Genomic DNA, 13,964 nt, shown 5'->3' on the forward strand with positions numbered 1-13,964 from the left:
CACGACCGGGCGCCCAACGGAAGGAAACACCGTGGACGTCACCACCCTCGCCGCTGTCGAAGGCAGCATCAACACCATCGGCTACGGCATCGCCGCGATCGGCCCGGGCATCGGCCTCGGCATCCTGATCGGCAAGACGGTCGAGGGCATGGCCCGCCAGCCCGAGGTCGCCGGCCAGCTCCGCGGCACCATGTTCATCGGTCTGGCCTTCGTCGAGATCCTCGCCCTGCTCGGCTTCGTCGCTGGCTTCATCTTCTGATGTCGACCATCGGCCCCCAGGCGGTCCTCGCCGCAGAGTCTGGCGAGGTCGACCCCATCCAGCTGTTCCTTCCGCCGTTCTACGACCTCTTCTGGTCGGCGGTCGTCCTGATCATCATCGCGGTCGTCTTCTACAAGATGGTCCTTCCCAAGTTCCAGGCGGTGCTCGACGAGCGCACGGCCAAGATCGAGGGTGGCCTGGCCAAGGCTGAGTCCGCTCAGGCCGAGGCCGCGGCAGCGCTGGCGGAGTACCACCAGCAGCTCCAGGAGGCACGCACCGAGGCCGCGAAGATCCGTGAGGACGCGCGCGCCGAGGGCACGGCCATCGTGGCCGACCAGAAGGTCAAGGCCGGCGAGGAGGCCGCTCGCATCGTCGAGACGGCACACCGCCAGATCGAGGCCGAGCGCCAGCAGGCGTCGGTCTCGCTGCGCAACGACGTGGGGACGCTCGCGACCCAGCTCGCGTCGAAGATCGTCGGCGAGTCCCTCGAGGACTCCGCACGTCAGTCGCGTGTCGTGGACCGCTTCCTCGACGAGCTCGAGGCTGCGGGAGCCGGGGCTGCCAGCGCGGCGGCCAACGGCAAGGAGGGCTGATGCGCGGGACGAGCGGAGCCTCCCTCGCGCAGGCTCAGGAGCGTTTCGAGCCGGTGCTGCGCGCGGCGGGTGAAGGAGCCTTCGCCCTGGGCGAGCAGCTCCTCACCGTCGCCGCGGCGCTGGACGCCTCGGTGCCCCTGCGTCGCGCCCTCGCCGACCCGTCGCGGTCGGGCGAGGACAAGGCGGCCCTGGCCGCCGACCTCCTCCGGGAGGGCTTCGACGGTCGTGTGGTCGACCTCGTCTCGGGCGTCGCCCGCGGACGCTGGGCGCGCGACGTGGACATCGCGGACGCCGTCGAGCACCTCGGTGTCGACGCGGTCCTGGCCTCGGCCGAGGCCCGCGGCGCGCTCGAGCGCGTCGAGGACGAGCTCTTCCGCATCACGCGGTCGCTCGTCGGGGAGCGCGAGGCACGTCGAGTGCTCACCGAGACCTCCACGGACCCCGCTCGTCGCAAGGCGTTCGTCGACGCGCTGCTCGCGGGCAAGGTCGACCCGGTCACCCAGTTCCTCGCGGAGCGGGCGACCATCGCACCCCGGGGGCGTCGCTTCGTGGCGACCCTCGTGTGGCTCGGGGAGGTCGCCGCACAGCGTCGTCGTCGTCTCGTCGCCTCGGTGACGACCGGTGCGGTGCTCAGCCAGGCACAGCAGGACCGTCTGTCCGCGCTCCTCGAGCGCGCGTACGGCCGGGCAGTCCAGCTGAACGTCACCGTGGACCCCGAGGTCCTCGGCGGCCTGCGCGTCCAGGTCGGAGCGGACGTCGTCGACTCGACGGTGCTCTCCCGCCTGGCCGATGCACGCAGACGACTGGTCAGCTGACCTGTTCGCCCGAACACTGAGGTCCTCGCGGCCCCCGGTGTCGTCGACACCCTGCCGGCTCCCGAGCCGGCGAACTGACAAGAACGTTCGACCGTTCCCGCACCTCGCGGGGCGGCCACGACAGGAGAAGAGCAATGGCTGAGCTGACGATCCGGCCCGACGAGATCAGGGCCGCGCTGGACAGCTTCGTGAAGTCCTACGAGCCCCAGGGTGCGGTGACCGAGGAAGTCGGTCGCGTCACCCTTGCCGCTGACGGCATCGCCCAGGTGGAAGGCCTTCCGGGCGCAATGGCCAACGAGCTGCTGCGCTTCGAGGACGGCACCCTCGGCCTTGCCCTGAACTTGGACGTTCGCCAGATCGGTGTCGTCGTCCTGGGTGAGTTCACCGGGATCGAGGAGGGCCAGGAGGTCCGCCGGACCGGCGAGGTCCTCTCGGTCGCCGTCGGCGACGGCTACCTGGGTCGCGTCGTCGACCCGCTGGGCCAGCCGATCGACGGTCTCGGTGAGATCGCGACCGAGGGCCGCCGCGCCCTCGAGCTGCAGGCCCCTGGCGTCATGGACCGCAAGTCGGTCCACGAGCCGCTGCAGACCGGCCTCAAGGCGATCGACTCGATGATCCCGGTGGGCCGCGGTCAGCGCCAGCTGATCATCGGTGACCGCCAGACCGGCAAGACCGCGATCGCGATCGACACGATCATCAACCAGAAGGCGAACTGGGAGACCGGCGACCCGACCAAGCAGGTCCGCTGCATCTACGTCGCGATCGGCCAGAAGGGCTCGACCATCGCCGCCGTCCGCGGCGCGCTGGAAGAGGCCGGAGCGCTCGAGTACACGACGATCGTCGCGGCCCCGGCTTCCGACCCGGCAGGCTTCAAGTACCTCGCGCCCTACACCGGCTCGGCCATCGGCCAGCACTGGATGTACGGCGGCAAGCACGTCCTCATCGTGTTCGACGACCTGTCGAAGCAGGCCGAGGCCTACCGTGCCGTGTCGCTGCTCCTCCGCCGCCCGCCGGGCCGCGAGGCGTACCCCGGTGACGTCTTCTACCTGCACTCCCGTCTGCTCGAGCGTTGTGCGAAGCTCTCGGACGAGCTCGGTGCGGGCTCCATGACGGGCCTGCCCGTCATCGAGACCAAGGCGAACGACGTGTCGGCGTACATCCCGACCAACGTCATCTCGATCACCGACGGCCAGATCTTCCTCCAGTCGGACCTCTTCAACGCCGACCAGCGCCCCGCGGTCGACGTCGGCATCTCGGTCTCCCGAGTCGGCGGTGCCGCACAGGTCAAGGCCATGAAGCAGGTCTCCGGCACGCTCAAGCTCGAGCTCGCCCAGTACCGCTCGCTCGAGGCCTTCGCGATGTTCGCCTCGGACCTCGACGCGGCCTCGCGCGGCCAGCTGACCCGTGGCGCTCGCCTCATGGAGCTCCTCAAGCAGGGTCAGTACTCGCCGTACCCGGTCGAGGACCAGGTCGCCTCGATCTGGGCCGGCACCAAGGGCAAGCTGGACGACGTTCCGCTCGAGGACGTGCGCCGCTTCGAGAGCGAGCTGCTCGACCACCTGCGCCGCAACACGGACGTGCTCGGCACGATCGCCTCGACCGGCAAGCTCTCGGACGAGGTCGAGTCTGCGCTCGCTCAGGGCATCGACGACTTCCGCAACGGCTTCCTCAAGGGCGACGGTTCGCCGCTCATCGGTGGAGACGCTGACGAGGAAGAGGGCGTCGTCGTCGAGCAGGAGCAGATCGTCCGGCAGAAGAAGGCCTGACATGGCCGGATCCCAGCGCGTCTACAAGCAGCGGATCAAGTCGACGCAGTCCCTGAAGAAGATGTTCCGCGCGCAGGAGCTCATCGCGGCGTCGAGGATCGGGCGCGCCCGCGCCCGGTCCGCCGAGGCCGGACCGTACGCCCAGGCGATCACGCAGGCGGTCTCGGCGGTCGCGACGCACTCCACGACGCGGCACCCGCTGACGTCCGAGCGCACCGACACGAACCGTGTCGCGGTGCTCGTGGTCGCCTCGGACCGCGGCATGGCCGGCGCCTACTCGGCGTCGATCATCCGCGAGACGGAGCGGCTCGTCGAGCGCCTCACGCACGAGGGCAAGGAGGTCGCGCTCTACGCCGCCGGGCGTCGCGCCGTGACCTACTACACGTTCCGTCACCGTGAGCTCGCCCAGTCGTGGACCGGCGGTTCGGACGCACCTACTGCCGACGTCGCCCGCGACATCGCCGACACCCTGCTGGAGGCGTTCCTCGCCCCCGCGGACGAGGGTGGCGTCGGTGAGCTGCACATCGTGTACACGCAGTTCGTGAACATGGTGACGCAGCGTCCCCGGGTCGTGCGGATGCTCCCTCTCGAGGTCGTCGAGGGTGTCGCTCCTGCGGGCCAGCACGACGTGCTCCCGCTGTACGACTTCGAGCCCTCGTCCGAGGCCGTCCTCGACGCACTGCTGCCGCGCTACGTGCGCAGCCGCATCTACAGCTGCCTGCTGCAGGCGGCCGCGTCGGAGCTGGCCGCCCGCCAGCGCGCGATGCACACCGCGACGGACAACGCCGAGGACCTGGTCCGCATGTACACGCGACTTGCGAACCAGGCACGACAGGCCGACATCACCCAGGAGATCAGCGAGATCGTCTCGGGTGCCGACGCCCTGGCGGCGTCGTGAGGTACCGCACGACGAACACGTCGATCTCCATCACCTGCACCGAACCTGCCGGAGCTCTCTCCGGCCCTGCGAAGCGAGGCCAGTAATGACCGCCACCACCGTGGAAGCCCAGGTCGAGCACCAGAGCGGACCCGGCGTGGGCCGTGTCGCCCGCGTGATCGGCCCCGTCGTCGACATCGAGTTCCCGTCCGACGCCATCCCCGAGATCTACAACGCACTGACCGTGGACATCGACCTGTCCGGCCAGGGCGAGGGGGAGAAGTCCTTCCGACTGACCCTCGAGGTCGCACAGCACCTGGGTGACTCGCTCATCCGTGCGATCGCCCTCAAGCCGACCGACGGCCTGGTCCGTGGCGCGGTCGTCACCGACACGGGCGCGCCGATCAGCGTCCCCGTGGGCGACGTCACCAAGGGCCACGTGTTCAACGTGACCGGTGACGTGCTCAACCTCGCGGAGGGCGAGAAGCTCGAGATCACCGAGCGCTGGCCCATCCACCGCAAGCCCCCGGCATTCGACCAGCTCGAGTCGAAGACCAACATGTTCGAGACCGGCATCAAGTCGATCGACCTCCTGACGCCGTACGTGCAGGGTGGGAAGATCGGCCTCTTCGGTGGTGCGGGCGTCGGCAAGACGGTCCTCATCCAGGAGATGATCCAGCGTGTGGCGCAGAACCACGGTGGTGTCTCGGTGTTCGCCGGTGTCGGCGAGCGCACGCGTGAGGGCAACGACCTGATCGTCGAGATGGAGGAGGCAGGCGTCTTCGACAAGACGGCACTCGTCTTCGGCCAGATGGACGAGCCGCCGGGCACGCGTCTTCGCGTCGCGCTCTCCGCGCTCACCATGGCGGAGTACTTCCGTGACGTCCAGAAGCAGGACGTGCTGCTCTTCATCGACAACATCTTCCGCTTCACGCAGGCCGGTTCCGAGGTCTCCACGCTGCTCGGGCGCATGCCCTCCGCGGTGGGCTACCAGCCGAACCTGGCCGACGAGATGGGTCTGCTCCAGGAGCGCATCACCTCGACGCGTGGTCACTCGATCACGTCGCTCCAGGCGATCTACGTCCCTGCCGACGACTACACCGACCCGGCGCCGGCGACCACGTTCGCCCACCTGGACGCGACCACCGAGCTCTCGCGTGAGATCGCCTCGAAGGGTCTGTACCCGGCGATCGACCCGCTGACCTCGTCGTCGCGCATCCTCGACCCGCGTTACGTGGGCCAGGAGCACTACGACGTCGCGACGCGCGTCAAGTCGATCCTGCAGCGCAACAAGGAGCTCCAGGACATCATCGCGATCCTCGGTGTGGACGAGCTCTCCGAGGAGGACAAGACGGTCGTGGCGCGTGCGCGCCGCATCCAGCAGTTCCTCTCGCAGAACACCTACATGGCCGAGAAGTTCACGGGTGTCGTGGGTTCGACGGTTCCGCTGACGGAGACCATCGAGGCGTTCAAGAAGATCGCGGACGGCGAGTTCGACCACATCTCGGAGCAGGCGTTCTTCAACATCGGTGGCCTCGAGGACCTCGAGCGCAACTGGGCCCGCATCCAGAAGGAGTACGGCGTCTGATTCGACGTGAGCGCGCCGCGCGCTCGGCCCACCGGCCGAGCACGCGGCGCGCTTCGTCAGACCCGTGCACCGACATGAAGGAGTTCAAGTGGCACAACTGAACGTCGACCTCGTGGCGGCGGACCGCAAGATCTGGTCCGGGACCGCGCGCGCAGTGAGCGCGCCGGCCGCCGACGGTGAGATCGGGATCCTCGCGGACCACTCACCGGTCCTGTCCGTCCTGGAGGCGGGCACCGTCCGGATCACCGGGGTCTCCGGCGAGAAGATCGCCGTCAAGGTCACCGGCGGCTTCCTCTCGGTGGACTCCAACCAGGTCATGCTCGTGGTCGACGACGCCGAGGTGCTCGACGCCTCCGCCGTCTCCGGCCACTGACGGGACCAGGTAGCACACGTGCCGCTCCCCGCCTGGATCGCGATCGGACTCCTTCTGGTGGTCCTGGTCGTGGTCGGGCTGGGGGCGCTGCGTCTTCGGGCCATCGCCCACCGGGTCGGCTCGTTCGAGTGCAGCGCCCGCCCGGCGGGCGCCGAGCAGGCCTCGTGGTCGCTCGGCATCGCGCACTACGGCGTCGGACGCATCGACTGGTGGCGTTGCTGGTCCTTGTCCCTGCGCCCCGCGAGGTCCTGGCGGCGCCAGGACCTCGTGATCGTGTCCCGTCGCCCCGTCGAGGCCCCTGACCGCGACCTCTTCCTGGTCGAGTGCTCGTACGAGGGCACACGGTTCGAGCTGCTCATGTCGAGCGGTGCTTACGCGGGTCTGGCATCGTGGCTCGAGGCGGCCCCTCCCGGGCGTCGCGGCGTGGTCGTCTGAGGGCCTGGCCGTAGCCTGGCTGTCCGGCAGCGGCTCGTCTGCCCCTCCGGCCCGGCGCCGCCTCGCTCTCGTCCGTCCCGCCGGCGCCGCACCCCGTGAGCTGGTGGCTCACCCGTCCGTCCCGGTCGGCGCTGTGCCAGCGTCGCTCTCCGTCGTCGTCCCCGGTCTTGCGTCATCCCGGTCTGAGGAGTTCTTCGTGCGTCTCGTGGTTGCCCAGTGCTCGGCCCACTACACGGGTCGGCTCTCGGCCCATCTCCCGCTCGCGACCCGTGTGCTGCTCGTCAAGGCGGACGGCAGCGTGCTCCTGCACTCGGACGGCGGCTCGTACAAGCCGCTGAACTGGATGAGCCCCCCGTGCTCCATGGCGGTCACCGAGCCCGACGAGACGGCACGCGAGCGCGGCGTGACCCAGGTCTGGGCGGTTCAGCACGCCAAGAGCGACGACCGCCTCGAGATCGAGCTGCACGAGGTCCTGCACGACTCGGCTCACGACCTCGGGATCGACCCGGGCCTCATCAAGGACGGCGTCGAGGCCCACCTGCAGGAGATGCTCGCGGCGCAGATCCAGCTCCTCGGGACGGGGCACACCCTGATCCGCCGGGAGTACCCCACGGCGATCGGTCCGGTCGACATCCTTGCCCGTGACAAGGACGGCGCGACGGTCGCGGTCGAGATCAAGCGCCGCGGAGACATCGACGGCGTCGAGCAGCTCACGCGGTACCTCGACCTGCTGAACCGCGACCCTCTGCTGGCCCCCGTGCGCGGCGTGTTCGCGGCGCAGGAGATCAAGCCGCAGGCGCGCGTCCTGGCGACCGACCGGGGGATCGGCTGCCTGGTCCTGGACTACGACGCGATGCGCGGGGTCGACGACGTGGACTCGCGCCTCTTCTGACCCGGAGCCCGCACACCCGCGCGGTGTGCGGGCTTCTCTCGTGCTACATTTTTGAACATGTTCAAAAACCCGCGCACAGCGACCGAGGCGACCTCGTGAGCCCCACCCCCAAGTCGGAGGAGACCCGGGCCAAGGTCCTCGGGGTGGCCCTCGCGATGCTGCGCGAGCAGGGCTACGAGGCCACGACCATGCGGTCCATCGCGTCCGCGGCGGGCGTGAGCACGGGCAACGCCTACTACTACTTCCCGTCCAAGGACCACCTGGTCCAGGAGCTCTACCTCGACGTCCTGCGTGCGCACCGGGTCGCCGCCGACGAGATCCTCGCGCAGGGCGGGTCCCTCGCCGACCGGCTGCGCCGCGTGCTCGACGCGTCGATCGACGTCTTCGCGCCCTACCACTCGTTCGGCGCGGAGTTCGTCTCGGTGGCGATCCGGCCGGGCGCGGCCGCCAACCCGTTCAGCGAGGCGTCGCGCGAGGCTCGCGAGCTCTCGCTCGGGATCTTCGAGGACCTCGTCGCCGGAGCCTCGCCCGCGGTGCCGCCCTCCCTGCGGGCGCAGCTCCCCGAGCTGCTGTGGTTCGCCCAGCTCGGGGTGACGCTCTTCTGGGTCCAGGACTCGTCGTCGGGCTCTGCGCGCACGCGGCGCCTGGTCGCCGGGGCGAGCCCGATCGTGGGCAAGCTCGTGCGCCTGTCCCGTCTCCCGGTCGCCCGCGGGGTCGTCGACGACGTCGTGCGCCTGACGTCGTCCCTTCGAGGCTGAGGTGTCCGCATCGACCGCCCTGCTCGTGGACCTCGTGGTCGCGTTCGGGCTCGTCGTGGTCCTCCCGCTCGGGCTGTCGCTGCTCGGGCCTCGCGTCGTGCCCGGGGCGGGCGGGCCGTGGTGGCCCGCGGCCGGGGCGGCGGCCGCCGCCGGGGCGTGGCTCCCGCACGGGCTGTGGGCGCAGGTCGCGACCGTCCCCTTCTTCGTGGGATCGGCGGTGCTGCTCGTCGCCGCGGTCCGCGCGGCGCTCCCCGGCCCGACGGCGCCACGCCCGCTCGGCGTGCGGCTCGCCGTCGGCGTGGCGCTCGCCCTGCCGAGCGTCGGTGCTGCCGCGATGCTCGCCGACCGCGGCGGCCGGGGGCTGCTCGGCTTCTCGGGGACCTACCTCGCGCTGACGGTCCCGCACATGCTCTTCGCGGGGTTCGCCGCGGCCCTGGTCGCGGGGCTCGTCGCCGGGCAAGGTGCCGGGCACGACGACCCCCGCGACCCGGACACTTCCGACACCCACCGGGCCCCGGACCGGGGCCGCGCCGCGCGAGCGGGCGCGTGGGGCGTCCCGGTCGGCACGGGGCTCGTGCTCATGGGCTACTTCGTGGGTGACGCGGCCGAGCTGGTCGGCGCGCTCGTGCTGACGGGGGCGCTGTGGTGCACCGCGTGGGCCGTCCTCGGGCTCGCGGCCCGGGGCTGGGCACGAGGACTGCTCGTCACTGGATCCGTCGCGGTGGCCTGCTCGATGCTGCTCGCGATGTGGTGGGCAGTGGGTGAGGCGACGGGGCTGCCCCACCCGAGCATCGGGCAGATGGCGGCGACGCACGGCGTGGCCAACGCGGTCGGGTTCGCGCTGTGCACGCTGCTGGGGCTCCGAGCGGTCCGGGGCGCGGCGGGGGAGCGGATCGAGCGCAGGGGGCCCGCGGGCCCCGCGCTGCAAGGAACGGCCATCCGGCCACACAGACCCAGCAGGACCCCAGGACGGAGACAGGCATGACGCAGAGCCGTACGACCTACCCCGAGGTGGGTGCGACGCGCGCCCCGGAGCTGCCCGCAGGGTACGCCCACCTCCGCCTGCGCCACCGGCTGTCCGAGCGGCCCTGCACGGTCGCGGAGCTCGGACGACTGGGCGAGCAGCTCCTGACCTGGCAGGTGCACGCGGCCGCCCACGTGCGGATCGAGACGTCGGCCCCGGTCGCGGAGCCGGGGGGCCGTGTCGTCACGCGGCTCGGCGTGGGCAGGGTGCGGCTCGACGAGCCCTGCGAGATCGTGTGGGTCGAGCGCGAGGAGCAGCGCATCGGGTTCGGCTACGGGACCCTGCCCGGCCACGTGTTCGTGGGCGAGGAGGCGTTCGTGGTCGAGCGGGACGCCGCCGGGGACGTGTGGTTCGTGGTCGACGTCTTCAGCAACCCCGCGGTCCGCTGGGTCTCGGCTCTGCGTCTGTTCGTCCCGACGTTCCAGCGGCTGTACATCGCGCACCTCGCCCGGGCGGCACGCAGGCTCCTGCGTGAGGGCTGACGGGCCGTCTCGGTCCTCGACCGCTGACCGGCAGGTGCGGTGACCATTCGTGCGTCGTCCGAACGAAGTGCGCAAGAATGAGGACATGACGTCGAACGCCGCCCCGCAGCCCATCGTCCCGTCGTCCGCAGGAGCCGCCCGCTCCGCCCTGCGCGGGCGCGTGGTCACCCCGCAGGAGGTCGTCGAGGACGGCGTCGTCGTCCTCGACGGGGCGACGATCGCGTGGGTCGGTGACCGTCGCGACGCGGCAGCCGCCGGGTACGGCGCCGAGGTCGACGCGGCCGACGCTCCCGTCGACGGTCAGGTCGTCCTGCCGGGGCTCGTCGAGCTGCACAACCACGGCGGCGGCGGAGCGAGCTTCCCCGACGCCGAGGACGCGGAGCAGGCGCTCGTCGCGGTGCGCGAGCACCGGCGTCACGGGACGACGAGCCTCGTCGCCTCGCTCGTGACGGCCGAGCGCGAGACGCTCCTGCGCCGGGTCGCGACGCTCGCCGACCTGGGCGACGCCGGTGAGATCGCAGGCATCCACCTCGAAGGACCGTTCCTGTCGGAGGTGCGGTGCGGCGCCCAGAACCCGCACGACATGCTCGCGGGAGACGTCGAGCTGGTCCGGGCCATCGCGGAGGCCGGGCGTGGACACTTCCGCACCATGACGTTCGCGCCCGAGGTCCCGGGGAACACCGGTCCCGGGGGTGTCGTCGAGGCGCTCGTCGAGGTCGGCGCGGTCCCGTCGATCGGGCACACCGACGCCTCGTCCGAGCAGACGGACGCGGCGATCGTCGAGGGGGTCGCGGCCCTCGCGGCGCGTCGAGCAGCGCTGGCCGCGGCGGGCGAGCCGGTAGGCCCCGCGCCGCGCCTGACCGCGACGCACCTGTTCAACGGCATGCGTCCCCTGCACCACCGGGCGCCTGGCCCCGTCGCGGCGTGCCTGGCGGCCGCGGCGCGCGGAGAGCTCGTGGTCGAGCTCGTGGCAGACGGCACCCACCTCGCGGCCGGGACCGTGCGCAGCGTGTTCGAGCTCGTGGGGCCCGACGCGATCGTGCTCGTCACGGACGCCATGGCCGCCGCGGGCATGCCCGACGGCACCTATCAGCTCGGCCCCATGGCCGTGACGGTCGCGGACGGCGTCGCGCGGCTCGACGACGGCACGCCCGAGGGCTCGATCGCGGGCGGCACGTTCCACCTGCTCGACGTGGTGCGGGCGACGACCAGTTTCGGCATCCCGCTGGTCGATGCGGTCAAGGCTGCCTCCTGCACGCCCGCGGGCGTCCTGGGACGCTCGGACATCGGAGCGCTGGAGGCCGGGCGACGTGCCGACGTCGTCGTGGCCGACGCCGACCTGACGCCCCTCGCGGTGTGGCGCGGGGGAGCGCTGGTGACCGACTGACGCAGGTTGACCTGCGGCTTCACCCGACCGGCGGCCCGGCCCCGAGCGATCGCTCGGGGCCGGGCCGCCGGTCTGTCACGGGCAGGGTTGACGGATCGCAATAGTTCAGTCAATACTCGTATTCATCGAAGCGCTTCGACGAAGCGCTTCGACAGATTCTCCCCTGAGGGAGCCGACCACGAGGAGGTGGCGAGATGGTGACGATGCAGGACGTTGCCGCCCGAGCGAACGTGTCGCTCAGCACGGTGTCGTACGCGCTCAACGGGACACGCAAGATCTCCGACGAGACGCGCGCTCGGATCGAGGCGGCCATGAGCGACCTCGGCTACCGCCGCAACGCCATGGCCCGTGGGCTCGCCTCGCGCCGCAGCCACGTGCTCGCGCTGATCTTCCCTGCGACCAAGACGGGGATCGGCGGCACGGTCGCGGAGTTCGTCACGGGTGCCACCGCAGCGGCTCGCGAGGCCGGCTACCACCTGGTGCTCTGGCCTTTCGCGGCGCACGAGGCGACAGGGATCCGCGACCTGACCCAGCAGGGGATGGCCGACGGCGTCCTCCTCATGGAGGTCCGTCTCGACGACCCACGGGTCGAGGTGCTCCACGAGGCAGGCGTGCCCTACACGATGATCGGGCGGACGCGAGAGCTGGAGGGCCGCCCGTACGTCGACATCGATTTCGCCGCGACCACCGAGGCGGCGGTCGATCACCTCGTCGGGCTCGGCCACCGTCACATCGCGTTCATCAACCACTCGGCCGAGAGTGCCGCGGCGGGCTACGGTCCGACCCTGCGTGCAGGCGAAGGGTTCGTCGCGGCCATGGAGCGCCGTGGGCTCGTGGGTCGCGACCTCCTGTGCGACGAGACGGCCGAGGCCGGGCGCTCGGCGGTCGGCGAGCTGCTCGAGCAGGACCCGTTGCTCACCGCGTTCGTCACGATGAACGAGATCGCGACGTTCGGTGTCATGTCCGGCCTGCAGGCACGCGGTCTCGCGGTCCCGACCGACGTCTCGGTGCTGGGGATCGTGAGCTCCCCCGGGGTGGGAGCGATGAGCACGCCACCCTTGACCACGATGCATGCGCCGGGCGCTGAGCTCGGGCGCCTCGGGGTGCAGTCCTTGGTCGCACGGATCGACGATGCCGGTCGGGCGCACGCGCCCGTCCTGGTCACGTGCGACCTCGAGGCCGGCGCGAGCGTCGGCCCCGCCCCTGTCCGGGGGACCTGACCCCGGGTGCTCGACCCCGACCCCCGGCCCGACCAGCGGGACGGGGTCACGCCCTCGGCCGTCGCCGAGGGGCACGACCGCCGGCCTCGCCGGTGCAGGACCAGACGATCGGCGCCGACGCCGACGCTCAATGATGAGGAGAAAGTCATGTTGCGTGCACGGAAGCCTCTTGTCGCTGCCTTGGTAGCGCTCCCACTCGCCCTGGCCGGGTGCGCCGGAGGAGGGGGCAGCGGCGGCGACTCCGACGACAAGACCCTCACGATCTGGCACTACGAGTCCGACGAGTCGGCCATGGGTCAGGCCTGGGCACGGGCGATCGAGATCTTCGAGGACGAGAACCCCGACGTCGAGGTGGTCGTCGAGAAGCAGACGTTCGAGCAGATCCAGAAGAACGCCAAGATCGTGCTCACGGGCGACGACGTGCCCGACGTCATGGAGTACAACAAGGGCAACGCGACCGCGGGTCAGCTCGCCTCGCAGGGGCTGCTCACGCCGCTGACCGATGCGGCGAAGGAGCGGGGCTGGGACACCACGCTCAGCGGCTCGCTCCAGACGACCGCGACGTACGACGAGAACGGCCTCATGGGATCGGGCGACTGGTACGGGGTGCCGAACTACGGCGAGTTCGTCGGCGTCTACTACAACAAGGACATGTTCGCGCAGCACGGGCTCGAGATCCCCACGACGCTCGCCGAGCTCGAGACCGCGATGGCGACCTTCCAGGCCGCGGGCATCACGCCGCTCGCCGAGGCCGGCGCCGAGTACCCGCTCGGCCAGCTCTGGTACGAGCTCGTCCTCGCGAACGCCGACCAGGAGTTCGTCGACTCCTACCAGCTCTTCGACGGTGACGTCGACTTCCAGGGCCCCGAGATGACCCAGGCCACCGAGACCCTGGCCGACTGGATCGACAAGGGCTACATCGCCTCCGACTCGGCAGCTCTGACGGCCGAGGACATGGGCGTCTCGTTCATCAACGGCACCTACCCGATGATGGTCTCCGGCTCGTGGTGGTTCGGACGCATCGTCGAGGAGATGGACGCCGACTGGGGCCAGTTCAACTTCCCGGGCAACACGCTCCAGGTGGGCTCGTCGGGCAACCTGTGGGTCGTGCCGACGAACGCGGACTCGAAGTCGCTCGCCGAGGAGTTCATCGACATCACGCTGCGGCCCGAGGTGCAGAACATCCTGGGCGAGGCGGGCGGCCTCCCGGTCGCCGGTGACGTCTCGGCGATCACCGACGAGCGCACCCAGGCGCTGACCCAGAACTTCAACGACATCCTGGCCGCCGACGGCCTCGCGTTCTACCCCGACTGGCCCGTCGCAGGCTACTACGACGTGCTCGTGAGCCAGCTCCAGTCGCTCGTCAACAAGTCCAAGACCCCGGCCGAGGTGCTCGACGGGCTGTCCGGCCCGTACGAGGAGGGCAAGGCGGACCTGCTCGAGGACTGATCAGCGGGCCGGTGCCCCGACGGGCGGGCGACCGCCCGTCGGGCCC

The 13,964-nt window shown here is 70.9% G+C and carries 15 protein-coding genes; all 15 read left to right on the forward strand.

From position 1 onward, the window contains the following. Positions 1-31: 31 nt before the first annotated feature. The 15 genes from atpE to ASE27_RS04435 all read left to right on the forward strand — a co-directional run bounded on the left by atpE (position 32) and on the right by ASE27_RS04435 (position 13,918). Entirely contained in the window at positions 32-259 is a 228-nt protein-coding gene (atpE, locus tag ASE27_RS04365) for an ATP synthase F0 subunit C (protein WP_030149959.1), read from the forward strand. Then, positions 259-852, forward strand: a complete 594-nt coding sequence (locus ASE27_RS04370; RefSeq protein WP_056646177.1) for a F0F1 ATP synthase subunit B — start codon at positions 259-261, stop codon at positions 850-852. The genes atpE and ASE27_RS04370 overlap by 1 nt, the downstream gene beginning before the upstream one ends. Next, positions 852-1,667 carry a F0F1 ATP synthase subunit delta gene (locus ASE27_RS04375; protein WP_056646180.1) on the forward strand — a complete coding sequence of 272 codons (816 nt, stop codon included), beginning with the start codon at positions 852-854 and terminating at the stop codon, positions 1,665-1,667. The genes ASE27_RS04370 and ASE27_RS04375 overlap by 1 nt, the downstream gene beginning before the upstream one ends. A 134-nt stretch (positions 1,668-1,801) precedes the next feature. After that, the gene (atpA, locus tag ASE27_RS04380) at positions 1,802-3,433 is read left to right on the forward strand and encodes a F0F1 ATP synthase subunit alpha (protein ID WP_056646183.1); all 1,632 of its coding nucleotides are present in this window, start codon (positions 1,802-1,804) and stop codon (positions 3,431-3,433) included. Position 3,434: 1 nt separating this feature from the next. Then, positions 3,435-4,331, forward strand: coding sequence for a F0F1 ATP synthase subunit gamma (locus ASE27_RS04385; RefSeq protein ID WP_056646186.1), 897 nt, complete (start codon positions 3,435-3,437; stop codon positions 4,329-4,331). An 85-nt stretch (positions 4,332-4,416) separates the two neighbouring features. Further along, positions 4,417-5,898, forward strand: a complete 1,482-nt coding sequence (gene atpD, locus ASE27_RS04390) for a F0F1 ATP synthase subunit beta (RefSeq protein ID WP_056646189.1) — start codon at positions 4,417-4,419, stop codon at positions 5,896-5,898. Positions 5,899-5,986: 88 nt separating this feature from the next. Beyond that, positions 5,987-6,271: a F0F1 ATP synthase subunit epsilon gene (locus ASE27_RS04395; RefSeq protein WP_056646193.1), complete on the forward strand. Its 285-nt coding sequence runs from the start codon at positions 5,987-5,989 to the stop codon at positions 6,269-6,271. An 18-nt stretch (positions 6,272-6,289) separates the two neighbouring features. Beyond that, positions 6,290-6,706 carry a DUF2550 domain-containing protein gene (locus ASE27_RS04400; RefSeq protein WP_056646196.1) on the forward strand — a complete coding sequence of 139 codons (417 nt, stop codon included), beginning with the start codon at positions 6,290-6,292 and terminating at the stop codon, positions 6,704-6,706. Between the two features lie 196 nt (positions 6,707-6,902). Next, positions 6,903-7,598 (forward strand): endonuclease NucS, encoded by a 696-nt coding sequence (gene nucS / locus ASE27_RS04405; protein ID WP_056646199.1) that lies wholly within the window; start codon positions 6,903-6,905, stop codon positions 7,596-7,598. Positions 7,599-7,693: 95 nt separating this feature from the next. Continuing rightward, entirely contained in the window at positions 7,694-8,356 is a 663-nt protein-coding gene (locus ASE27_RS04410) for a TetR/AcrR family transcriptional regulator (protein ID WP_082608488.1), read from the forward strand. 1 nt (position 8,357) lies between these two features. Beyond that, on the forward strand, positions 8,358-9,341 hold the full coding sequence (locus ASE27_RS04415; protein ID WP_056646202.1) for a YndJ family transporter: 984 nt from the start codon (positions 8,358-8,360) through the stop codon (positions 9,339-9,341). Next, positions 9,338-9,862, forward strand: coding sequence for a DUF1990 family protein (locus ASE27_RS04420; RefSeq protein WP_056646205.1), 525 nt, complete (start codon positions 9,338-9,340; stop codon positions 9,860-9,862). Before ASE27_RS04415 ends, ASE27_RS04420 begins: the two co-directional genes overlap by 4 nt. A gap of 85 nt (positions 9,863-9,947) precedes the next feature. After that, positions 9,948-11,249, forward strand: a complete 1,302-nt coding sequence (locus tag ASE27_RS04425) for an N-acetylglucosamine-6-phosphate deacetylase (RefSeq protein ID WP_056646208.1) — start codon at positions 9,948-9,950, stop codon at positions 11,247-11,249. Between the two features lie 194 nt (positions 11,250-11,443). Beyond that, positions 11,444-12,469 (forward strand): LacI family DNA-binding transcriptional regulator, encoded by a 1,026-nt coding sequence (locus ASE27_RS04430; protein WP_056646211.1) that lies wholly within the window; start codon positions 11,444-11,446, stop codon positions 12,467-12,469. Between the two features lie 180 nt (positions 12,470-12,649). Continuing rightward, complete coding sequence (locus tag ASE27_RS04435) at positions 12,650-13,918, forward strand: ABC transporter substrate-binding protein (protein ID WP_369800616.1); 1,269 nt, start codon at positions 12,650-12,652, stop codon at positions 13,916-13,918. The last annotated feature ends 46 nt before the right edge of the window (positions 13,919-13,964 follow it).

It is taken from the genome of Oerskovia sp. Root918 (genome assembly GCF_001428945.1).
Lineage (GTDB): Bacteria > Actinomycetota > Actinomycetes > Actinomycetales > Cellulomonadaceae > Oerskovia > Oerskovia enterophila.

What these genes read in the sequence shown, in the direction of transcription:
- ASE27_RS04370 (WP_056646177.1), top strand. Translation starts at nt 259, where the DNA reads ATGTCGACCATCGGCCCCCAGGCGGTCCTCGCCGCAGAGTCTGGCGAG.
- ASE27_RS04375 (WP_056646180.1), top strand. Translation starts at nt 852, where the DNA reads ATGCGCGGGACGAGCGGAGCCTCCCTCGCGCAGGCTCAGGAGCGTTTC.
- atpA (WP_056646183.1), top strand. Translation starts at nt 1,802, where the DNA reads ATGGCTGAGCTGACGATCCGGCCCGACGAGATCAGGGCCGCGCTGGAC.
- ASE27_RS04385 (WP_056646186.1), top strand. Translation starts at nt 3,435, where the DNA reads ATGGCCGGATCCCAGCGCGTCTACAAGCAGCGGATCAAGTCGACGCAG.
- atpD (WP_056646189.1), top strand. Translation starts at nt 4,417, where the DNA reads ATGACCGCCACCACCGTGGAAGCCCAGGTCGAGCACCAGAGCGGACCC.
- ASE27_RS04420 (WP_056646205.1), top strand. Translation starts at nt 9,338, where the DNA reads ATGACGCAGAGCCGTACGACCTACCCCGAGGTGGGTGCGACGCGCGCC.
- ASE27_RS04425 (WP_056646208.1), top strand. Translation starts at nt 9,948, where the DNA reads ATGACGTCGAACGCCGCCCCGCAGCCCATCGTCCCGTCGTCCGCAGGA.
- ASE27_RS04430 (WP_056646211.1), top strand. Translation starts at nt 11,444, where the DNA reads ATGGTGACGATGCAGGACGTTGCCGCCCGAGCGAACGTGTCGCTCAGC.